The following is a 21,029-nucleotide window of genomic DNA, read 5'->3' on the forward strand; positions in this document are numbered from 1 at the left end:
GGGCTCCGCTTCGCGGCTCCGAGCCTATCGGTGGCCTCCGCGCCGCCGACGGCGGGATGGGCCGATCTTGTCTTATTTTATTGGCGCCTGAGGGTGCATCAGGACTTGGAACGCGCTGTCAGCACATGCCGACAGCCTTGCGGCTGACGCCCCGCCATGGATGCGGAATGACGGAATTTCACCGTCCGAACAAGGGCGCTCCACCCGTTCTCGGCACGTCCGGCTCGGGGTGCGCGGTCCTCCTCAGGTATGACGCGGGGCCCCGCGGTCCGACCCTGGTTGCCCCCCGGAACCGGAGCAGCGGGTGACTACACGGCGGCAAAGCGCCGAAAGGATGGACGACGTCCCCGAGCACACGTCGTCCCGACAGGAGCGTCCATCCCGTGACCACCGCACCCTCCCCCGGACTCCACCCGGGGGGATCCCCGGCCGACCGGACCACCGCCGTGGCCGCGCGCGCCACGGAGCTGTCGAAGATCTACGGTCAGGGCGAGACCCGGGTGGTCGCCCTGGACCGCGTCTCCGTCGCCTTCCGGCAGGCCGAGTTCACCGCGATCATGGGCCCCTCCGGCTCCGGCAAGTCCACGCTGATGCACTGCGTGGCCGGGCTCGACACGTTCTCCTCGGGGTCCGTGCGCATCGGCGAGACCGAGCTGGGCTCGCTGAAGGACAAGCAGCTCACCCGGCTGCGCCGGGACAAGATCGGTTTCATCTTCCAGGCGTTCAACCTGCTCCCGACGCTGTCCGCCCTGGAGAACATCACCCTCCCGATGGACATCGCCGGCCGCAGGCCGGACAAGGAGTGGCTGGACACCGTGATCCGGATGGTCGGACTGGCGGACCGGCTGAGCCACCGCCCCTCGCAGCTCTCCGGCGGTCAGCAGCAGCGGGTCGCCGTGGCGCGGGCGCTGGCCTCCCGGCCCGAGATCATCTTCGGTGACGAGCCCACCGGCAACCTCGACTCCCGCTCCGGCGCCGAGGTGCTGGGCTTCCTGCGCAACTCGGTGCGCGAACTGGGGCAGACGGTGGTCATGGTGACCCACGACCCGGTCGCCGCCGCCTACGCGGACCGTGTGGTGTTCCTCGCGGACGGCCGGATCGTGGACGAGGTGCACGGGCCGACGGCCGACTCGGTGCTCGACCGGATGAAGCGGTTCGACGCCAAGGGCCGCACCAGCTGACCGGCCCGGCGGCTTCGCCGTCCGCCGGCCCGGCGGCCCGGCCGCCCGCCCGCCCGTCCGCACCTCCCCCGTACGTCTGGACTCGAGAAGACTCCCATGTTCCGTACCGCCCTGCGCAACGTCTCCGCGCACAAGGCCCGGCTCCTGATGACCGTGCTCGCCGTGATGCTCGGCGTGGCCTTCGTGTCGGGGACCCTGGTCTTCACCAACACCATCTCCGCCGCCCTGCAGAAGCAGTCCGCCAAGGGCTTCGACCACGTCGACGTCGCCGTCACCCCCGGCTGGAAGGAGGCCGAGGGCGACCGGGTCGGCGAGCCGCGGGAACTGACCCGCGCCCTGGTCGACGAGAGCGCCCGGGTGCCCGGCGCCGAGCGGGCCATCGGGGTCGTCACCGGCTTCACCGCGATCGCCGGCAAGGACGGCGAGCTGATCGGCAGCGGCTTCCAGTCGCAGGGCGGCAACCACTGGGGCGACAAGGACCCCCGCTATCCGCTGACCGAGGGCCGCGCGCCCCGGGGCGAGGGCGAGATCGTCATCGACTCCGAGACGGCGAAGCGCGCCGGGTACGAGGTCGGCGACACCGTGCGGATGTCGGTCGACGGTCCCGTCCTGGAGCCGGTGATCACCGGCGTCTTCACCACCGACGACGGCAATGTCGCGGCCGGCGGCAGCCTCACGCTGTTCGACACGGCGACGGCGCAGAAGCTGTTCGGCAAGGAGGGCGTCTTCGACGAGATCGCCGTCAAGGCGAAGGACGGCGTCAGCGACACCGCGCTGCGGGCCCAGCTGGAGGAGGCGCTGCCCGCCGAGGTCGTGGAGACCACGACCGGCACGAAGCTCGCCGACGACCAGGCGGAGGCGATCGCCTCCTCCATGAGCGGCCTGAAGCAGGGGCTGCTGGTGTTCGCCGGCATCGCGCTGTTCGTCGGCACGTTCATCATCGCGAACACCTTCACCATGCTGGTCGCCCAGCGCACCAGGGAACTGGCGCTGATGCGCGCCGTCGGCGCATCCCGCCGCCAGGTCACGCGGTCGGTGCTGATCGAGGCGTTCGTGGTGGGCGCGGTCGCCGCGGTGGCGGGGCTGGTCGCCGGTGTCGGCATCGGCATCGGCCTGCGCTCCCTGATGGGCACCCTGGACGCGCCCATGCCCGACGGGCCGCTGGTGATCAGCGCGGGCACCGTCGTCTCCGCGTTCGTCGTCGGCATCGTGGTCACCATGCTCGCCGCGTGGCTGCCCGGCCGCCGGGCCGCGAAGATCCCGCCGGTGGCGGCGATGAGCGCCCTGCACGCCCAGGCGACCACCAAGTCGCTGGTGCTGCGCAACACGCTGGGCGCGCTGTTCTCGGCGGCCGGTGTCGCGGTGGTCCTCGCGGCCACGACGATGAGCGGTTCCGACGGCCAGGCGCCCATGGGCATCGGCGCGGTCCTGCTGATCATCGGTGTCTTCGTCCTGACCCCGCTGCTGTCCCGTCCGCTGATCGCCGCGGCCGCTCCGGTCCTGCGCGTCTTCGGGGTCTCCGGCAAGCTGGCCCGGCAGAACTCGGTGCGCAACCCGCGCCGTACCGCGGCCACCGCGTCGGCGCTGATGATCGGGCTCACCCTGATCACCGGTATGACGGTGGCGGCCGGCAGTCTGCAGAAGTCCATCGACAAGATGGCGGCCGACTCGATCGAGGCGGACTACGTCGTCTCCATGGCCAACGGCAACCCGCTGTCGCCGGACGTCGCGAGGACGCTGGAGCGGGCCGACGGCGTCACCGCCACCAGCCCGATGCGCAACGCGGTCTCCCGCATCGACGGCGAGACCGAGTACCTGACCGGTGTCACCGGTTCGACGATCGGCGGGCTGACCGAGTTCGAGATGGAGTCCGGTCGCTTCGAGGTCGGCGGCGCGCGGGTGGTCGTGGACGACGGCACGGCGAAGACGTACGGCTGGCGGGCGGGGTCGGACTTCACCCTCGCCTACGAGGACGGCGAGAAGCAGCGGCTGACGGTCTCCGGTGTCTACGTGGCCAACGAGATGATCAGCGGCATCATGATCGACACCGCGACGCTCGCTCCGCACGAGTCGGAGCCGTCCGACATGGTGGTCATGGTGAAGACCGCCGACGGCGCATCCGACGCGGCGAAGGAGTCGCTGGAGAAGGCACTCGGCAGCAACCCGGGCATCAAGGTCCAGGACCGGCAGGACCTCTCGAACGAGATCGCGCAGATGTTCACCGTGGTGCTGAACATGGTCTACGGCCTGCTGGCGATGGCGGTGATCGTGGCGGTCATCGGCGTGATCAACACGCTGGCGATGTCGGTGTTCGAGCGCGCCCAGGAGATCGGCATGCTGCGGGCGATCGGCCTGGACCGCAAGGGCGTCAAGCGGATGGTCCGGCTGGAGTCCCTGGTGATCTCCCTGTTCGGCGGGGTGCTCGGCATCGGGCTCGGGGTGTTCTTCGGCTGGGCGGTCGGTGAGCTGATGGGGACCACCATGTCGACGTACGAACTGGTCCTGCCCTGGGGCCGGATGGGTGTGTTCCTGCTGCTGGCCGCGGTGGTCGGGGTGCTGGCGGCGCTGTGGCCGGCGCGGCGGGCGGCGCGGCTGAACATGCTCCAGGCGATCAAGGCCGAGTAGCGGGGCGGCAGGCGGTACGGCCGTGACGCGGGCCCCGTTCCGGGTGGAACGGGGCCCGTCGCCGTGTCAGTTCCAGGTGCGGGTGCGCAGGGGGAGGGCGGAGGCGCCGGACTCGGGGGTCCGCACGGCGAGGACCTGGTTGACGCCGATGCGGTTGCGTTCGAAGGCGAGGGCGGAGGCGGCCATGTACAGCTCCCAGACGCGGACCCGTCCCGGGCCGGCGAGGGCCTCCGCGCGGGCCCGGCCGGCCTCCAGGTTCGCCACCCAGCGGCGCAGGGTGAGGGCGTAGTGCTCGCGGATCGACTCCACGTCGCGCACCTCGAAGCCGGCGCGCTCCAGCAGGGACACCGTGGTGCCCAGCGGGGCGAGTTCGCCGTCGGGGAAGACGTAGGCGTCGATGAAGTCGTCGACCCGGTACGACGTCTCGTCGCGATGCGGGCGGCGGGCGATCTGGTGGTTGAGCAGCCGTCCGCCCGGCCTGAGCAGGCGGTGCAGGGCGGTGGCGTACTCCAGGTAGCGCTCCGACCCGACGTGCTCCGCCATGCCGATGGAGGAGACGGCGTCGTACGGGCCGTCGGCGACGTCACGGTAGTCCTGTACGCGGATCTCGACCCGGTCGGTCAGGCCCTCGTCGGCGACGCGCTTGCGGGCGTAGGCGGCCTGTTCCCGGGAGAGGGTGATGCCGACGACGTCCACGCCGTGGTCGCGGGCGGCGTGGACGGCCATGGAGCCCCAGCCGCAGCCGACGTCCAGCAGCCGCTGACCGGGCTTCAGGGCGAGCTTGCGGGAGACGAGTTCGAGCTTGTCGTGCTGGGCCTGTTCGAGGGTGCCGCGCGGGGGCGGGGCGGGCCAGTAGGCGCAGGAGTACACCATCGACGGGCCGAGGACGATCTCGTAGAAGTCGTTGCCGACGTCGTAGTGGTGGCTGATGGCGCGTCTGTCGCTGTGCCGGGTGTGCAGGCCGCGGCGGGGGCGGCGGACCTCCTCCGGGGGCGGGGCGGGCGGCAGCGGGGGGCCGGCGAGGGCGAGGAGGCCGCGCACCGCGGAGCGGAAGGCGGGGTCGCGCAGGCGGGCGAGGGTGCGGGTGTCGCTCTCGCCGCGCTCCCAGACGTGGCCGGCGATCCGGTCCAGGACGGTGTAGAGGTCGCCCTCGACGGTGACGTCGCCGGCCACCCAGGCGCGGGCCAGGCCCAGCTCACCCGGCTTGCGGAGGAGGTGGCGCACGGCGCAGCGGTTGCGTACGACCAGGGTGGGGGCGTCCGGGGGGCCGGCCTGGGAGCCGTCCCAGGCCCGGATGCGGACGGGGAGGGGGGTGCCGGTCAGCTGCTCGAGGTTGCCCTTCAGCCGCGGCGCGGCGTCTGCCATGGTGTACACCTCCGTGACGGGGAATCCCGGAATGTCCTCACCACGTAAACACCTGGGGGGTGGGTTGGCAGTCCCGGCGCGCGTCATCTCCGGGCAAAGGACGGAAACGCACCCGCTGGGACGCACGGAGCCGAGGGGCGCCCCCTCCCCGCCCCGGAGTCCCGGGGCCCCGCCCGCGCACGGCGAAGGGGCCGCCCGCACCACGGATGGCGGGCGGCCCCTTCGACGGGGTGACCTGGGGTCAGGAGGCCTTGGCCTCGGTCTTCTTCGGCTCCTGCTGGGCCGCCGCGGGCGCCGGCTTGGCCGCCTCGTAGAACTCCTCGCGCGGCGACTCGATCGCGCCCAGGGACACGACCTCGCGCTTGAGGAACATGCCGAGGGTCCAGTCGGCGAAGACGCGGATCTTGCGGTTGAAGGTCGGCATCGCCATGCCGTGGTACGCGCGGTGCATGTACCAGGCGAGACGGCCCTTCAGCTTGATCTTCATCTTGCCGACGACGATCATCGCGACGCCCTTGTGCAGGCCGAGGCCCGCCACCGCGCCCTTGTTGGCGTGGCTGTACTCCTTCTGCGGGAAGCCCCGCATGCCGGAGACCACGTTGTCGCCGAGGACCTTGGCCTGGCGCAGCGCGTGCTGGGCGTTCGGCGGGCACCAGGCGTTCTCGTTGCCGGCCTTGCGGCCCACGAGGTCCGGGACCTGGGCGTTGTCGCCCGCGGCCCAGATGTAGTCGGTGCCCGTGACCTGGAGGGTCGGCTGGGTGTCGACGTGGCCGCGCGGGCCCAGGGGGAGGCCGAAGCGGGACAGCGCCGGGTTCGGCTTGACGCCCGCGGTCCACACGATGGTGTTGGAGTCGACCTCGAGGCCGTTCTTCAGCACCACGTGGCCGTCGACGCAGGAGTCCATCGACGTGGACAGGTAGACCTCGACGCCGCGGCTCTCCAGGTGCTCCTTGCCGTACGCGCCGAGCTTGGGACCCACCTCGGGGAGGATCTTGTCGGCGGCGTCGACCAGGATGAAGCGCATGTCCTCGCGGGACACCGTCTTGTAGTACTTGGCCGCGTCCCGGGCCATGTCCTCGACCTCACCGATGGTCTCCGCGCCGGCGAAGCCGCCGCCGATGAAGACGAAGGTGAGTGCCTTGCGCCGGATCTCCTCGTCCGTGGTGGAGTCGGCCTTGTCGAGCTGCTCGAGGACGTGGTTGCGCAGGCCGATGGCCTCCTCGACGCCCTTCATGCCGATGCCCTGTTCGGCGAGGCCGGGGATCGGGAAGGTGCGGGAGACCGCGCCGAGCGCGATCACCAGGTAGTCGAAGGGCAGCTCGTACGCCTCGCCGACCAGCGGCGCGATCGTGGCGACCTTGCGGTCCTGGTCGATGGTGGTGACCCGGCCGGTGAGGACCTCCGCCTTGGGCAGCACGCGTCGCAGCGGGACGACGACGTGTCGCGGGGAGATGTTGCCGGCGGCGGTTTCGGGGAGGAAGGGCTGGTAGGTCATGTACGACCGCGGGTCGACGACGGTGACGGTCGCCTCGCCGTAACGCATCTTCTTCTGGATGCGCCGAGCTGCGTACAGGCCTACGTACCCACCGCCTACTACGAGGATCCTGGGACGCTCCGTGGTGCTCATGCCATCGAGTATCCACCTGTCCCGAGGGGGTACCTCGTGCGCCCCTTCACAAGCTTCGACAGGCCCTGTGTTACCATCCCGCACTTCTTGATCCACATCACAGTGCGGAACGGGAACCGGAGCGCCTGGCGGCGCGTTGTCAATGCCGCGTGAGCTGCCTCTCTGTCACTTCGGGGCCGGCGTGAGGCCGATCCGCCGCCTCATACGGCGAACGTCACCGAGGTGCCCCGCGCCACCTTCTGAACGTGTTCAAAGGGGTGTTGAGGCCTCGAATGGGTCAACACGACCCCCTTCTTCGTCCTCCCGGGGCGATTTCCTTGTGAAGAACTTCACGAACTTTCCCGCCGACCCCTCCCGGAAGGGCGCCCGAGGCCCCCGGAAAGGCCCCCTCGGACCCCGCTCAAACGCTATCCCGACTGCTCAGCGGAGGGCTACTCATCAGTAGCAAAGGAGAGCTACGCCACGGACCACGCGATGCCGTCGAGGATGTCGTGCTCCGACACCACGACCTCCTCCGCACCGGTCCGTTCCATGACGGTCAGGAGGACCAGGGCGCCGGCGCCGATCACGTCGACCCTGCCGGGGTGCATCGAGGGCACCTTCGCGCGTTCGGCGTGGGTGGAGCGCAGCAGCCACTCGGTGATCTCGCGGACCCGGGCGCGGGAGACACGTGAGTGGTGGATGGCCCCGGAGTCGTACTCGGGGAGGTCCTGGGCGATCGCCGAGACCGTGGTGACCGAGCCCGCCAGGCCGACAAGGGTGCGCGCCTCGCGCAGCGGGACCGTCTCCTCGGCCCGGTCGAGGGCGGCCTCGATGTCGGCGCGCATCGCCGCGATCTGCTCCTCGGTGGGCGGATCGGTGACGGCCCCGTCCCGCACCAGGTGCCGCTCGGTCATCCGCACGCAGCCCACGTCCACGGACCGGGCGGCGCGCACGTGGTCGTCGCCGACGACGAACTCGGTCGAGCCGCCGCCGATGTCCACGACCAGGAACGGCCGGTGCAGATCGCTCCGCCCCGACAGTTCCCGGGTGGCGCCGGTGAAGGAGAACTCGGCCTCCTGGTCGCCGGTGATCACCTCCGGCTCCACGCCCAGGATGTCCAGCACCCCGCGCACGAACGCGTCGCGGTTCTCGGCGTCCCGGGAGGCGGACGTCGCCACGAAGCGCGGGCGCTCCGCCCCGTGCTCCTTGATGATCTCCGCGTACTCGCGGCACGCGGCGAACGTCCGCTCCAGCGCCTCGGGCGCGAGGCGCCCCGTGCGGTCGACGCCCTGGCCGAGCCGCACGATCGTCATCCGCCGGTCCAGGTCGGTGAGTTCACCCGTGACGGGGTCGGCGTCGGCCACCAGCAGCCGGATGGAGTTCGTCCCGCAGTCGATGGCGGCGACCCGGGTCACCGGTCCTCCTCCTTCCCGGGGAGCGTCACGCAGGCGCCCTTGCTCCACCACTCGGGCAGCATCGCCAGCGCCTCGTCGCCCAGCGGGTTCACCCCGGGGCCCGCGGCGAGCGAGTGGGCGACCAGGACGTGCAGGCACTTCACCCGGTCCGGCATGCCGCCGGCGCTGGGGAAGTTCCTCAGTTCCTCGATCTCGTCGCGGCGCCGGACGTAGTCCTCGTGCGCCGCGCGGTACGCGGCCGCCAGCCCGGGGTCGGTGGCCAGCCGCTCCGTCATCTCCTTCATCACGCCGTTCGCCTCCAGCGTGCCGATCGCGGAGTTCGCCCTCGGGCACGTCAGGTAGTACAGCGTCGGGAAGGGGGTGCCGTCGGGCAGCCTCGGCGCGGTCTCCACGACGTCCGGCTGCCCGCAGGGGCAGCGGTGGGCGATGGCGCGCAGGCCGCGCGGGGGCCGCCCGAGCTGCTGCTTGAAGGCCTCGACGTCCGCGTCGGTGGGCTCGGTGCGGGGGGTCGTGGGCGGAGAGGATTCCATACCTGTCTTTTCTGCGGCTTTCGTTCGTGGGTCAGCGGCCGGCGGCGTCGGCCTTGTCGACGCCGTCCCAGACGTTCGCGTACCAGGGGCGGTCGGCGGCTTCGAGGTCGGTGCGGGACTTCCGGGCCGCGCCCGGGTCGATGACGACGTAGCCGGTCTCGCCGGGCATGACGTAGTGCAGCCGCCGGCGGATCTCCTGCTCGGCGTACGCGTCGTCCTGCCAGCGCGCCTTCATGTCGCGCAGGCGTTCGACCCGTTGGCGGGCCTCGTCCTGCTCCTGCCGGAGGTCGGCGATCTCCGCCCGCTGGGAGACGTACTGACGCATGGGATAGGCGAGCGCCACGACCAGCGAGCAGACCACCAGCGCCAGCAGCGCCGCCCGGCCGGTCAGCCGGGAGCGGCGGGCCTGGCGCTTGGTCTGCGAGCGGTAGACCCGCGCCGCGGTCTGCTCACCGATCAGCCGGATCCTGGTCGCGGTGGAGAAACGGTCCCGGTCCTTCACCGCCATGGTTCCCGCCTCCGGTTCGCCTTCGTCACGCGCGTACGTCCCCGCACACGGTACGGGACCGGGTGCGGGGACGTACGTACGACGCCGCCCACCGGAGCGGTGCCCGGCTGTCGCCGGTCACCGGCGGGCGGGGCGCTCCTGCCTACTGGTCCGCGCGGAACCGCGGGAAGGCGCTGCGGCCGGCGTACACCGCGGCGTCGTCCAGGATCTCCTCGATGCGCAGCAGCTGGTTGTACTTGGCGACGCGCTCGGAGCGGGCCGGGGCGCCGGTCTTGATCTGGCCGCAGTTGGTGGCGACGGCCAGGTCGGCGATGGTGACGTCCTCGGTCTCGCCGGAGCGGTGGGACATCATGCACTTGAAGCCGTTGCGCTGGGCCAGCTCGACGGCGTCCAGGGTCTCGGTCAGCGAGCCGATCTGGTTGACCTTGACCAGCAGGGCGTTGGCGGCGCCCTCCTCGATGCCGCGGGCGAGGCGCTCGGGGTTGGTGACGAACAGGTCGTCGCCGACGAGCTGCACCTTGTCACCGAGCTTGTCGGTGATGGTCTTCCAGCCGTCCCAGTCGTCCTCGAACAGCGGGTCCTCGATGGAGACCAGCGGGTACGCCTCGACCAGCTCGGCGTAGTACTCGGTCATCTCGGCCGCCGAGCGCTCCTTGCCCTCGAAGGTGTAGACGCCGTCCTTGTAGAACTCGGACGCGGCCACGTCGAGGGCCAGGGCGACCTGCTCGCCGGGGGTGTAGCCGGCCTCCCGGATCGCCTCCAGGATGAGGTCGAGGGCCTCGCGGTTGGAGCCGAGGTTCGGGGCGAAGCCGCCCTCGTCGCCGAGGCCGGTGGCCAGGCCCTTGCTCTTCAGGACCTTCTTCAGGGTGTGGTAGACCTCGGTGCCCCAGCGCAGCGCCTCGGAGAAGGACTCCGCGCCGATCGGGGCGATCATGAACTCCTGGATGTCCACGTTGGAGTCGGCGTGCGAGCCGCCGTTCAGGATGTTCATCATCGGCACCGGCAGCAGGTGCGCGTTGGGGCCGCCCAGGTAGCGGAAGAGCGGGAGGTCGGAGGCCTCGGAGGCGGCGTGGGCCACGGCGAGCGAGACGCCGAGGATGGCGTTGGCGCCGAGGGAGCCCTTGTTGTCGGTGGCGTCCAGGTCGAACATGGCCTGGTCGATCAGGCGCTGCTCGGTGGCGTCGTAGCCGACGAGCTCCGGGCCGATCTGCTCGATGACGGCCAGGACGGCCTTCTCCACGCCCTTGCCCAGGTAACGGCTCGCATCGCCGTCACGGAGTTCGACGGCCTCGAAGGCGCCGGTGGAGGCACCGGACGGAACGGCGGCACGACCCGTGCTGCCGTCGTCGAGGCCGACCTCGACCTCGACCGTGGGGTTGCCTCGGGAGTCGAGGATTTCCCGGGCTACGACGACGTCGATGGACGGCACGTGAGCATCTCCTTCTTGGATGTGACGCGGTGAGCGGGGCCACGGCGGGCCCCGCGGGACCGAGCCTAACCGGCTCCGGGCGATCGGCAGGCGGTCGACCGCCCCGTGGACAGAACCGAGAGTAAATTGTTTCCGAACGGAACAAAGACGGTCCGGCACATCGTGACCGGAAAGCGTCCGCGAAAAAGCCCCGCCCCGGTGCGTACGGGGGAGAACGCACCGGGGCGGGGGGCCCGTGTGGGGACGGGGAGGGAGGACCTGCCGCTGCCTTACTTCAGGTGCAGCTGCTGGCCCGGGTAGATGAGGTCGGCGTCCGCGACGATGTCGTCGTTGAGCTCGAAGAGCTTGGCCCAGCCGCCCTTGACGTCGTGCTGCGCGGCGATGGAGCTGAGCGTGTCGCCGGTGACGACCTTGTACTCGCCGTCGCCCTTCTCGACCTTCTTGCCGGTCGGGGTGGTGACGGTCTTCTTCTCGACCTTCTTCTCCGCCTTCGGCTCGGCCTGCTTCTCGGCGGCCGGACGCTCGCTGGAGCGGGAGGCCTTCTGCTCGCTCTGGCGGTTCTCGGCGGAACCGGTGTTCTGCGAGGAGCCCGAGCCGCTGGAGGAGCCCGTGTAGGCGGCGTTGGACAGGCCCTTGCCGCAGACCGGCCAGGCACCCTTGCCCTGGCCCGCCAGGACCTTCTCGGCGATCTCGATCTGCTGCGCCTTGGTGGCCTGGTTGGCGGTGGAGGCGTACTTCGTGCCGCCGTAGCCGGCCCAGGTGGAGGCGGAGAACTGCAGACCGCCGTAGTAACCGTTGCCGGTGTTGATGGACCAGTTGCCGCCGGACTCGCACTGGGCGACGGCGTCCCACTCGGACGCGGTGGCGGCGGAGGCGTTGCCGGCCGCCATCAGCGGGGCGGCGACGGCGGCGGAGGCAACACCGGCGACGGCGATGGCGCGGGTGGCCTTGGACGGACGACGGTGCTTGCCCTTGCCGGAAAACAGCATGGATGGATCCCCTCACCGACGCCTACGAGGTGAGCTGTCGGGTTCGGGCCGGTTGAGTTGCCCGGCCGCGCCCCTGTCGGGACGCGGCTTCACCCCGAGCCGTATCCGGCGTCAACTGCCCGGATCCGGCGCCTACCTTGGGTCCCCCGCTCCTGCCTACGGCGCATGACGCGACGACTGTTCCCGTGCTGCCACTGGCAGGATTCGGCGTGGCGGCAGCCGGGGCCCGCGGTGGCGAGCGATCACGACCGTAGACACGCGGTCCGCGGAATATCAAAGACGATCACGGCTTCTGAGACCTATCTCTCACAGCCTTTAAATCGGACATTCAGCGCGAACCGTGACGCCAACTGCCGCCGCGTTCAGGCGTTTTCGGATGTCACTTTTCGCCCGCTACGTCCCCGACCTCGAGCTCCTGACCCGGCAGGATGTAGTCCGGGTCGGCGCCGATGAGCCGCTCGTTCACCAGGTAGAGGGCACGCCATCCGCCGTCGAGCGCAAGGGAGTCGGAGATGGACGAGAGACTGTCGCCGGACTCCACGGTGTAGGAGTCGTCGGACGCGCCGCCGCTCCAGGCGTCCAGTCCCCGCGAGGCGTGCCGGCCGGACGAGTCGGAGGCGGAGTCCTCCTTGCTCTCCTCGGCGCTCGCGCCCCGGTGACGGCCGGTCCCGGCCTCCTCGGTGTCGTCGCTCGCCGAAGAGCCGCCCTTCTGCCCCTTCTTGTCCGACTCGTCGGACTCGGGCTTCGCGGAGGCGGAGGGGGACGCGGTGTTCGGGTCCGCGTCACTGCCCGCGGCGGCGTCCGGTCCGGCGGACTCGCCGGACGCGCCCGTCGCGCCGGCCGTGGCGTCCGGGCTCTTCTTCTCGCCGTCCGCGCCGGACGACGGGCCGGTCGTGGCCGACGGGGAGGGGGAGGCGGACGGACCGCCCGATCCGGGCGTGGCGGACGCGGCGGGTGTGCCGGTGTCGACGTCCGCCCCGGGCGCGTCCGGGTCGAGCCCTCCGAGCAGTCCGCAGGTGCGCCAGGCGCCGACGCCCTGGTCGGCCAGGATCTTCTCGGCCACGGCTATCTGCTGGCCGCGGCTGGCCTGGTCGGCGCTGGCCGCGTAGTCCAGGCCGCCGTACTTCTCCCAGTCGTCCTGGGTCAGCTGGAGGCCGCCGTAGTAACCGTTGCCGGTGTTCTGGCTCCAGGAGCCGCCGCTCTCGCACTCGGCGACCCGGTCCCAGGCCGTGCCGTCGGCGGCACTGGCGCCGCCGGCCCCGAGGAGCGGGATCGCGATGGCGGAGCCGGTCACTCCGGCCGCGACGAGGAGAGCCGGAGCCTGGCGGGGGCGACGGTGCCGACCGTTCCCGGAGAGCATGCGGAGACCTTTCGCAGAACAGCAGTGACAGGCGCGGTGAGTGAAGCCTTGGGCACCGCACTTGATGGGTGAACGTATCGGCAGACGATCACTTGTCACAAGTTCATGCCGCGCAGATCACGTGAAGATCACAGAGTTGAGGGCGTGTCATGTTTGCGCCGGTCCGCTCCTGGGCATCGGAGGGCCCGCCGATCCGTCACTTTTGCGGGGGCGTGAACTCCACCGGGAGGGTGCGCAGGCCCCGCATGATGAGGCCGCCGCGCCAGCGGAGTTCGGACGGTTCCGCCGCGAGCCGCAGGTCCGGGAGGCGGGTCAGGAGCGTGGCGAGCGCGGTCTGCCCCTCCAGGCGGGCCAGCGGGGCGCCCAGGCAGTAGTGGATGCCGTGGCCGTATCCCAGGTGCTGGTTGTCGCGCCGGCCGAGGTCGAGGACGTCCGGGCCGTCGAACCGCTCCGGGTCACGGTCCGCGGCGGCGAGCACGACGAGCACCGGGTCGCCCGCCGCGATGCGCTGCCCGCCGATGGTGACCGGTTCGGTGGCGAACCGCCAGGTGGCGAGCTCCACGGGGCCGTCGTAGCGCAGGAGTTCCTCCACTCCCGTCTCCAGCAGCCCGTGGTCCCCTGCGGCGAGGGCCCGCTGCAGCCGCTCGCGCTGGCCGGGATGGGTGAGCAGGGCGTAGGTGCCGTTGCCGATCAGGTTGACGGTGGTCTCGAAGCCGGCGAACAGCAGGATGAACGCCATGGCGGCCGCCTCGTTCTCGGTGAGGTGCTCCCCGTGGTCGGAGGCGCGGATGAGACCGGAGATGAGGTCCTCACCCGGCGCGGGGTCGGCGGGCAGCGCCGCGCGCTTGCGGTGGATCAGCTCGGCGAGGTAACCGCGCATCTTCTTCACCGACCGGGCGACGCCGCCGCGCGGGCCTCCGCCGTGACGGATCATCATGCCCGCCCAGTCGCGGAAGTCGTCCTGGTCCTCGCGCGGGACGCCGAGCAGGTCGCAGATGGCGTAGATGGGGAGCGGGAAGGCGAACTCGTGGATGAGGTCGGCCGAGCCGCTCTCCGCGAACGAGTCGATGAGCCCGTCGGTGAGTTCCTGCACCCTGGGCGCGAACTCGGCGACACGGCGCGGGGTGAACGCCTTGCTGACCAGCCGCCGCAGCCGCGTGTGGTCCGGCGGGTCGATGTTCAGCAGGTGCGTCATCAGGTCCGCCTGCCGCTCCCCGGGGATGCCGGTCCTGCCCCTGGCGTGCGCGGGCTCGTCGTGGTGCGCGGGGTTCTTGGACAGCCGGTTGTCGGCGAGGGTCTGCCGGGCGTCGGCGTACCGCGTGACCAGCCAGGCCTCCACCCCGCTGGGCAGCCGGGTCCTCCGCACGGGCGCGTGCTCGCGCAGCCAGGCGTAGGCGGGGTACGGATCGGCCGCGAACTCCCAGCTGAACAGTTCGGGGACGGGTCCCTGCGGGGCGGCGGGAGAGTGCTGGTCATGCATGCGGCGACCCTAACCGGGAGGGGGGTGCGGCTGTGCCGGCTCGGGTGGCGGGGTGCGCCGGGCGGGTGCGGGCGCGTGGGGGCGGGCCGCGCAGTTCCCCGCGCCCCTGAGAGGGGGGGCAGCCGGGCGCGTGCGGGAACGTCGGGGCTGGTCGCGCAGTTCCCCGCACCGCTGAGAGGGGCGCGGGGAAACTGCGCGGACGGGGGTCCGAGGACGGGACGGGAAGGGGCGGCGGGGGCGGACACCCCCTCGGCCCGCCCCCGCCGGACCTCACCCCCCGGCCTCGGTCGCCCGTATCGCGTCCCGGTACACGCGCGCCGCCGCCCGCAGGGCCGCCTCCGGATCCACTCCCGCCGCCTCCGCCCGCGCCGCCAGCGCCAGCAGCTCGTAGCCGACGCCCTCCCCCGCCGGCAACGGCACGTCCAGCCCCGCCACCCGCGCCCGCGACGCCAGCTTCGCCGCCAGCGCCAGCCCCGGCTGGCCCAGCGGCACCCCCTCCGTCACGGAGCTGCGCCGCTTCTCCTCCGCCTTGGTCCGCAGCCAGTGCGCCTTGACGTCCTCCGGTGTCAGGGCCGTCTCCTCGCCGAACACATGCGGATGCCGGTGGATCAGCTTCGCCACGATGCCGGCCGCCACGTCGTCGACGGAGAACGGCTCCTCCGGGTGCTCCTCGGCGATCCGGGCGTGGAAGACGACCTGGAGCAGCACGTCCCCCAGTTCCTCCTTCAGCTCCGCCCGGTCCCCCTCCTCGATGGCCTCGACGAGCTCGTACGCCTCCTCGATGCCGTACTTCGCCAGGCCCTTGTGGGTCTGCCGGGAGGACCACGGGCACTCCGCCCTGATCCGGTCCATCACCTGCACGAGGTCCAGCAGGCGGGCGCCCGGCAGGTCGTAGGAGGCGGGCAGCAGCTCCAGCTCGGGCATCCGCACACGGCCGGAGCCGGCCAGCCGGGCCAGCCCGTCGGTCAGCGCGGGTTCGCCCTCCCCCGTCGCCACGACGGCCACCGTCCGCCCGCCGGCGCAGACGTCGACGAGTTCCTCCGCGGTCGGCGAGGCCTCGTCGACCGGTACGCCCGCCTCCCGCAGGTAGGGCAGCTGCGGGTGGGCGCCGTCCGCGCAGAGCACCCGGTCGGCCGCGTGCAGCAGCCGCCAGGCCGGCCAGGACAGCAGGCCGGGCGCGACACGGTGGCTGGTGGTGAGCAGGACGACACGGCCGGGGCCGCCCTCGGGTGCCGGCATCGGTGCGGGGCTGAATGCGTTCACCCTCCGAAACTAGCCCACGCCCGCGCCCGCCCCCCGCCGGACGTCAGAGCGTCAGCGGAGCCCCGGCCGCCGCCGTCACCTCGCGCACCCACGGCGTCTTCGCGTCCACGCGGCTGCTCTTCTGCACGTCCCAGTCGCCGTAGCGCGGGTTGAGGTCGACGTCGAGCTCCTTGCCCGCCTTCGACAGCGCCTGCCAGAACTCCGGCCGGCTGGTGTCGGTGCCGATCCGCTGGGCGAGCTTCTGGGCCTGGAGCTGGAGGCGGAGGTTCTCCTCCAGGCGCTGCGGCGGGATGCCGTACTGCTGGAGCCAGGCGGCCTCCAGCCCTTCGGCGCCGCCGGCCTGCTCCTCCAGACCGGACCGCATCTGCTGGATCTCGCGGTCCGTGACCGTCACCCCGGCGTCCCGCGCGGCGTGCTCCAGCACCCGGTCCAGGACCATGCCGTGCAGGGTGTCGCGGGTCAGGCTCCCGGTCCGCGCGATGGCCTGCTGGTACTGCGCCTCGTCCGGCACGGCCGCCCGCTGGGCCGCGCGGACCTCGTCGACCCTGTTCTCCAGCTGCGACACGGTGATCCGCTCCCCGCCGACCACGGCGGCGGCGCCGGGATGCGCGTCGCTGCCGCAGGCGGTCAGCAGGGGCGCCGCGGCGATCGCGGCGGTGAGGAGGAACGCGGTGCGACGGCGGCGGTGCAAGGAGACCTCCTGAGGAGAGCTTGTGCGGCGGTGCACAAAGTCTTGCGGTGATCGATGGTAGGCATCGGCCAAGCTCTGGCCAACCCATTCGACCAACGATTCGCGGCGACTTCCGGCACCGCCGCGCCCGCGACGTCCGGCCGCACGGCCCCGCGGCGTCCGCCGTTCCTCTATCCGCGCACCTGCCCGAGCCACTGCAGCGTCCGGCGGACCTCGGCGGCGAGCGGGTGCCCGGGCCCCTGGACACGCTCCACGTCGTGCAGCAGCCGTACCAGCGTCTCGTGCGCGGCGGCCCGGTCGCCCAGGGCGAGCAGCAGGTGGCCGATGCGGCGGCGGACGTCGTGGGCGAGCTGCGGGTCGCCGGCGGCGACGTACTGGTTCTCGTAGTACGCCAGCAGCGACCGGTACTCGGCGAGCGCCGCCGCCGGTTCGCCGAGCTGCTCCAGGCACTGGGCGGCCTCGTAGCGGTAGCGCAGCGACTGCGGGTCGGCCTGGCCGGCCTCGGCGGCGCGTTCGTCGGCGAGGCGGCGCAGTTCGGGCAGGGCGCGCCGGTACTGGCCGTCGTCCAGGAGCGTGGCCGCGTACTGCTTGCGCAGGGTGCGCACGACCGGGGAGTGCTCGCCGTGCTGGCCGGCGGCGACGGGCAGGATCGAGCCGAGGATGTCGACGGCCTGGGTGATGCGGCCCTCGCCGAGCAGCCGCTTCACCTCGTCCACGGCGGCGGCGACGTCCGCCTTCTCCCCCGTGGGCGCGGGCGGCGTGGCGGGGGCCGGCTGGGGCGCGGGGGTGCGGGCGCGGTCCGGCCAGGGGGCGTGCGGGCGCAGGAAGGGACGGGTGGGGTCCAGGGGCGAGCCGGTGGGGGTGCCGCGCGCGGGGAGCAGCAGCGCCAGGTGTTCGTACACCTCCTGCGCGGAGTCCGGCCGGTGCTGCGGGTCCTTGGCGAGGAGCCGCAGCACCAGCGACTCCAGTCCTTCGGGGACCTCCGGGCGTATCCGCCGCACGGGCACCGGCGGCTCGTACAGGTGCCGGTGCAGCACCCCGAGCGCCGTCGAGCCGGAGAACGGCACGTCGCCGCTGAGCAGTTCGTGCATCAGCACGCCGAGCGCGTACAGGTCCGTGTACGGGCCGACCGCGCCGCCCATCGCCTGCTCGGGGGCCATGTAGGCGGGCGAGCCTATGGGCGTGCCGGTGTGGGTCAGGCGGGTGGTGTCGGCGTCCATGACGGAGGCGACGCCGAGGTCGAGCACGGTGACGGTGCCGTCCTGCTTCACCATCACGTTGCGCGGCTTGAGGTCGCGGTGGACGATCGGCACGGCGTGCACGGCGCTCAGTACGGCGCACAGCTGCGCGGCGATCGCGACGGCCCACTGCCACGGGTAGGGGTCGTGTTCGGCGAGGTGGTCGCCGAGGTCGGCGCCGTCGACGTACTGCATGACGAGGAACAGTTCCTCGCCCTCGCTGCCCGCGTCGTGCACGGTGACCAGGCCGGGGTGGTCGACCTGGGCGGTCACCCGGCACTCGCGCACGAAGCGGCGGCGCAGTTCGTCGGCCTCCTGGCCGGCCACCTTGTCCGGGCGCAGCAGCTTCACCGCCACGCGCCGGTCCAGCCGCTTGTCGTAGGCCGTCCAGACCTGTCCCATGCCGCCCTGTCCGATGAGCGTGGACAGTTCGTAGCGGCCGGCGACGACACGTCCCGTCGTCACGCTCACCGTCCGCCTTCGCTGGTTCCCTGCTGACCCTGCTGCCCGTCCTGGCGGCGCAGGTAGTCACTGAGTTCGTCGAGCTCGGCGCGCACCTGGTCGATCCGGGCCGGCGCGGGCCGCTGCGGCGGCTGCGGCTGCGGCGGTACGGGGGTGTGCGGGGGCCCCGGTACGGGGGTGTGCGGCGGCTGCGGCTGCGGTACGGAGGTGGGCGCGTAGGGCGAGGTCTGCTGCGGGTAGCCGTACGGGGTGTGGTGGCCGGGGGCGTGCACCGTCGTGGCGTGCGGCGACGGCGGCATCGGCGCCGGATGCGGGTTCCTGCGCCGGTGGTGCAGGCGGATGTCGACCACCAGGTAGTACGCGGTGGCGGCCGCGCCGAGCAGCAGCATCGCGAACACGGCGATGTCGGTGCGGTAGTCCGACTCCGGCAGCGAACCGGCCACCGCGCCGCAGGCGAGGGCGAGCGGGATGCTCACCCAGGCCGTCGCCCAGTCGATCGTGCGTCCCCGCAGGAACGCGACGCGGAACAGCGGTACGCAGGCCAGCATGCCGCAGCACAGGATGCCGGCGGCGGCGTACAGCACGCGCTGCGTGGTGACCGATGCGCCGCTGGGTGGAGGCGGCGCCGCGCCGTGGCCGTACATGACTGCTCCTGCACAGGTGTAGCCGATGGAACTCGGAGTCCGAGCGTATAGGCCCGCGGCGGCAACCGGTCCGGCTTGTACCGAACCGTTGTCGTCCCGGGGCCCGCGGCCGGCGCCGCGGCGGTCAGTCGGGGGCGATCGTCCCGTCGGTCAGGCCGTCGTACATCCCGCGCACGAGTTGTTCGCCGAGCCGGCCAGCCTGCCTGAGCGCCCGCTCGAACGCGTCGAGTTCGCGGAACCGGGCGCCGTAGCGCCGCTGTTCGTCCAGCGGCAGCCGGGGCAGTTGCAGGCGGCGCACGTCGAGCCGGGTGGCGGTGGACGCGTAGCTGCTGGCCTGGCGGTTGTTGGTGGTGCCGCGCAGGAACCCGGCGAGGAACCACGCGTCGAGCGCGGCCGGGTCGGGGCGCAGCAGCACGAGGTTGCGGCCGAGGGCGGCGCCGGCGGTCGCGTCGTCGACGACGCGGGCGACGGCCCCTCCGCCGAGGACGGGGACGACGACGTCGCCGGGTGCGGTGAGCACCGCTTCGTCCTCGCTCTCCGGGAGTGTCCCGGAGGGGGCGGTCCCGGCGAGCACGTCGTGGTCGGTGAGCACCGGCAGGCGGGCGTGGCCGCCGTGGCCGCCGGTGCGCAGCACCAGGGCGCCGCCGCGGGCCAGTTCGCCGACGGTGGTCAGCGGCAGGCGTCCGGACGCGGCGGGCGGCGCGGGGTCCACGGGCGGCGGGGTCAGCCCGGCGGCCAGCCGCAGTGTCTCGCCGAGCCGTTCGCGTACGCCGGTGAGCCGGCCGGCGCCGTCGGCGGCGGCCGGTGGCGGCAGACGGCGGGCCGGGGCGAGGTCCACGTCGTCGTCGAGGAGTTCGATGACGGGCACGGAGCGGGCCAGTCCCGGCCGTTCGTCGAGCCGTCCGGCCCGGTCGAAGGCGTGCCAGGCGTCGAGGACCGTCTCGCGCACGCCCGGCCAGTCGGGGCCGCCGCGCCCGTCGGCGGCGAACCGTGCGGCGTCGGCGAGGAGCACCTCCGGTTGGGCGGGTGTCCGCTGGGGCCGGCGCAGCACCCACAGGTGCAGGGGGATGTTGTACGGGGGTGCCGCGCCGACGGGCAGCGCGACGACGGCGCGCAGCGCGCCGCGGCGCAGCAGGTCGGCCCTGATGCGGCGTCCGGAGCGGCGGGAGGCGGCGGCGGGCGGCATCAGCAGCACGGCGGTGCCGCCGTCGCGGAGCCGGGCGAGCGCGTGCTGCACCCAGGCGAGCTCGGACTCGGTGCGGGCCGGGAAGCCGTACTCCCAGCGCGGGTCGTAGGCGAGTTCGTCGTGGCCCCAGTGGCGCTCGTTGAACGGCGGGTGGCACAGGACGGCGTCGGCCCGCAGGCCGGGGTGGGCGTCGGCGCGCAGGGCGTCACCGGCGGCGGTGTGCACGGGGGCGCGGGTGTGCAGGGCGAGGCGGAGCGTGGTGAGGGCGGCGAGGTCGGGGGCGCGGTCCTGGGCGTGGAGGCTCAGGCCGGGGCGGGGGGTGACGGCACGGAGCAGGGCGCCGGTGCCGCAGGCGGGGTCGAGGACGGTGCGGGGGGCGCCGGCGAGGGCGGCCATGAGGTCGGCGAGGTCGGCGGGGGTGAGGGTGTACTGGCGCGGGTTGGCGTCGAGGTGCCGGCCGAGCAGGAACTCGAAGGTCTGGCGGGCGCCGAGTTCGGCGGCGAGTTCGGCGGCGCCGCGCAGGAGGGGGACGGAGGGGAGGAGTTGCGGGCCGGTCGGGGGGTCGAGGGCGAGCGAGCGGTTCACAGCGGCCGGGGGGTTCACAGGCGTGCCGTCGGGGTCGGCGGGCCGGGGCGTGAGCACCTGTTCCAGTGCCGCGGGGAGCATCGCGGCGAGTCGCTCGTCGGAGCCGGAGCTCACGTCCAGCCAGACCGGGGGGCGTTCGTGGATCAGCAGCAGGGCGCAGCCGGCGTGGGTGAGGGCGGTGACCGGTCCCTCGGGGTGGCCGGAGAGGTGCTGCCAGACGCGCTCCTTGAGGGGGACCTCGGCGAGTTTGCCGTGCCGGCGGAGCCAGTCCTCGACCTCGGTGAGGGCGAAGGAGGGGCTGGTCTCGGTGCCGCCGGCCGGCCGGGGGAAGTCGGCGTGCCGCCGGCGCCAGTTGCTGACGGCCGCGCGGCCCACGCCGGCCAGCCGCGCGATTCCCGCGGCGGTCACCTCTGTCGCGTTGTCCTGCAGTCCCGGCATCCGCCCCGCTCCCCCTCGTGTCCTGTGTGAC

Annotated in this window: 16 protein-coding genes and 1 riboswitch; of the genes, 2 read left to right on the plus strand and 14 right to left on the minus strand. The window is 72.7% G+C overall.

Annotated features, from left to right (window positions below):
• Positions 1-383 precede the first annotated feature (383 nt).
• Positions 384-1,181, plus strand: a complete 798-nt coding sequence (locus IE172_RS30050) for an ABC transporter ATP-binding protein (protein WP_190100489.1) — start codon at positions 384-386, stop codon at positions 1,179-1,181.
• 96 nt (positions 1,182-1,277) lie between these two features.
• The gene (locus IE172_RS30055) at positions 1,278-3,806 is read left to right on the plus strand and encodes an ABC transporter permease (RefSeq protein WP_190100490.1); all 2,529 of its coding nucleotides are present in this window, start codon (positions 1,278-1,280) and stop codon (positions 3,804-3,806) included.
• 66 nt (positions 3,807-3,872) lie between these two features.
• Here IE172_RS30055 and IE172_RS30060 read toward each other — a convergent pair whose 3' ends face one another.
• The 14 genes from IE172_RS30060 to IE172_RS30125 all read right to left on the minus strand — a co-directional run bounded on the left by IE172_RS30060 (position 3,873) and on the right by IE172_RS30125 (position 20,998).
• A complete protein-coding gene (locus IE172_RS30060) occupies positions 3,873-5,171 on the minus strand; it encodes a class I SAM-dependent methyltransferase (RefSeq protein ID WP_190100491.1) in 1,299 nt (432 codons plus the stop codon).
• 241 nt (positions 5,172-5,412) lie between these two features.
• Positions 5,413-6,798, minus strand: coding sequence for an NAD(P)/FAD-dependent oxidoreductase (locus tag IE172_RS30065; RefSeq protein ID WP_190100492.1), 1,386 nt, complete (start codon positions 6,796-6,798; stop codon positions 5,413-5,415).
• Positions 6,799-7,253: 455 nt separating this feature from the next.
• On the minus strand, positions 7,254-8,195 hold the full coding sequence (locus IE172_RS30070; RefSeq protein WP_190100493.1) for a Ppx/GppA phosphatase family protein: 942 nt from the start codon (positions 8,193-8,195) through the stop codon (positions 7,254-7,256).
• On the minus strand, positions 8,192-8,725 hold the full coding sequence (locus IE172_RS30075) for a DUF501 domain-containing protein (RefSeq protein WP_190100494.1): 534 nt from the start codon (positions 8,723-8,725) through the stop codon (positions 8,192-8,194). The genes IE172_RS30070 and IE172_RS30075 overlap by 4 nt, the downstream gene beginning before the upstream one ends.
• A 31-nt stretch (positions 8,726-8,756) precedes the next feature.
• Positions 8,757-9,233 (minus strand): FtsB family cell division protein, encoded by a 477-nt coding sequence (locus IE172_RS30080; protein WP_190100495.1) that lies wholly within the window; start codon positions 9,231-9,233, stop codon positions 8,757-8,759.
• 142 nt (positions 9,234-9,375) lie between these two features.
• A complete protein-coding gene (gene eno, locus IE172_RS30085; RefSeq protein ID WP_190100496.1) occupies positions 9,376-10,662 on the minus strand; it encodes a phosphopyruvate hydratase in 1,287 nt (428 codons plus the stop codon).
• Between the two features lie 269 nt (positions 10,663-10,931).
• On the minus strand, positions 10,932-11,651 hold the full coding sequence (locus IE172_RS30090) for a transglycosylase family protein (protein WP_190100497.1): 720 nt from the start codon (positions 11,649-11,651) through the stop codon (positions 10,932-10,934).
• A gap of 4 nt (positions 11,652-11,655) precedes the next feature.
• Positions 11,656-11,825, minus strand: a riboswitch (cyclic di-AMP (ydaO/yuaA leader).
• A 205-nt stretch (positions 11,826-12,030) separates the two neighbouring features.
• Entirely contained in the window at positions 12,031-13,011 is a 981-nt protein-coding gene (locus tag IE172_RS30095; RefSeq protein WP_190100498.1) for a transglycosylase family protein, read from the minus strand.
• A 196-nt stretch (positions 13,012-13,207) separates the two neighbouring features.
• Positions 13,208-14,491 (minus strand): cytochrome P450 family protein, encoded by a 1,284-nt coding sequence (locus IE172_RS30100; protein ID WP_190100499.1) that lies wholly within the window; start codon positions 14,489-14,491, stop codon positions 13,208-13,210.
• A 270-nt stretch (positions 14,492-14,761) separates the two neighbouring features.
• Positions 14,762-15,730 (minus strand): nucleoside triphosphate pyrophosphohydrolase, encoded by a 969-nt coding sequence (locus tag IE172_RS30105; protein ID WP_190100544.1) that lies wholly within the window; start codon positions 15,728-15,730, stop codon positions 14,762-14,764.
• Positions 15,731-15,797: 67 nt separating this feature from the next.
• On the minus strand, positions 15,798-16,445 hold the full coding sequence (locus IE172_RS30110) for a SurA N-terminal domain-containing protein (protein ID WP_190100500.1): 648 nt from the start codon (positions 16,443-16,445) through the stop codon (positions 15,798-15,800).
• Positions 16,446-16,615: 170 nt separating this feature from the next.
• Positions 16,616-18,112, minus strand: a complete 1,497-nt coding sequence (locus IE172_RS30115; protein WP_268253495.1) for a serine/threonine-protein kinase — start codon at positions 18,110-18,112, stop codon at positions 16,616-16,618.
• 38 nt (positions 18,113-18,150) lie between these two features.
• Complete coding sequence (locus tag IE172_RS30120; protein ID WP_190100502.1) at positions 18,151-18,789, minus strand: hypothetical protein; 639 nt, start codon at positions 18,787-18,789, stop codon at positions 18,151-18,153.
• A 124-nt stretch (positions 18,790-18,913) separates the two neighbouring features.
• Complete coding sequence (locus tag IE172_RS30125) at positions 18,914-20,998, minus strand: N-6 DNA methylase (RefSeq protein WP_229886568.1); 2,085 nt, start codon at positions 20,996-20,998, stop codon at positions 18,914-18,916.
• Positions 20,999-21,029: the final 31 nt, after the last annotated feature.

Origin of the sequence: Streptomyces griseoflavus (assembly GCF_014649995.1) — a bacterium.
GTDB lineage: Bacteria > Actinomycetota > Actinomycetes > Streptomycetales > Streptomycetaceae > Streptomyces > Streptomyces griseoflavus.

Bases quoted from the DNA above. Each gene is read 5' to 3' on its own strand.
- IE172_RS30055 (WP_190100490.1), top strand. From the start codon at position 1,278: ATGTTCCGTACCGCCCTGCGCAACGTCTCCGCGCACAAGGCCCGGCTC.
- IE172_RS30105 (WP_190100544.1), bottom strand. From the start codon at position 15,730: ATGCCGGCACCCGAGGGCGGCCCCGGCCGTGTCGTCCTGCTCACCACC.
- IE172_RS30090 (WP_190100497.1), bottom strand. From the start codon at position 11,651: ATGCTGTTTTCCGGCAAGGGCAAGCACCGTCGTCCGTCCAAGGCCACC.
- IE172_RS30080 (WP_190100495.1), bottom strand. From the start codon at position 9,233: ATGGCGGTGAAGGACCGGGACCGTTTCTCCACCGCGACCAGGATCCGG.
- IE172_RS30065 (WP_190100492.1), bottom strand. From the start codon at position 6,798: ATGAGCACCACGGAGCGTCCCAGGATCCTCGTAGTAGGCGGTGGGTAC.
- IE172_RS30060 (WP_190100491.1), bottom strand. From the start codon at position 5,171: ATGGCAGACGCCGCGCCGCGGCTGAAGGGCAACCTCGAGCAGCTGACC.
- IE172_RS30120 (WP_190100502.1), bottom strand. From the start codon at position 18,789: ATGTACGGCCACGGCGCGGCGCCGCCTCCACCCAGCGGCGCATCGGTC.
- IE172_RS30075 (WP_190100494.1), bottom strand. From the start codon at position 8,725: ATGGAATCCTCTCCGCCCACGACCCCCCGCACCGAGCCCACCGACGCG.
- IE172_RS30125 (WP_229886568.1), bottom strand. From the start codon at position 20,998: ATGCCGGGACTGCAGGACAACGCGACAGAGGTGACCGCCGCGGGAATC.
- IE172_RS30095 (WP_190100498.1), bottom strand. From the start codon at position 13,011: ATGCTCTCCGGGAACGGTCGGCACCGTCGCCCCCGCCAGGCTCCGGCT.
- IE172_RS30100 (WP_190100499.1), bottom strand. From the start codon at position 14,491: ATGCATGACCAGCACTCTCCCGCCGCCCCGCAGGGACCCGTCCCCGAA.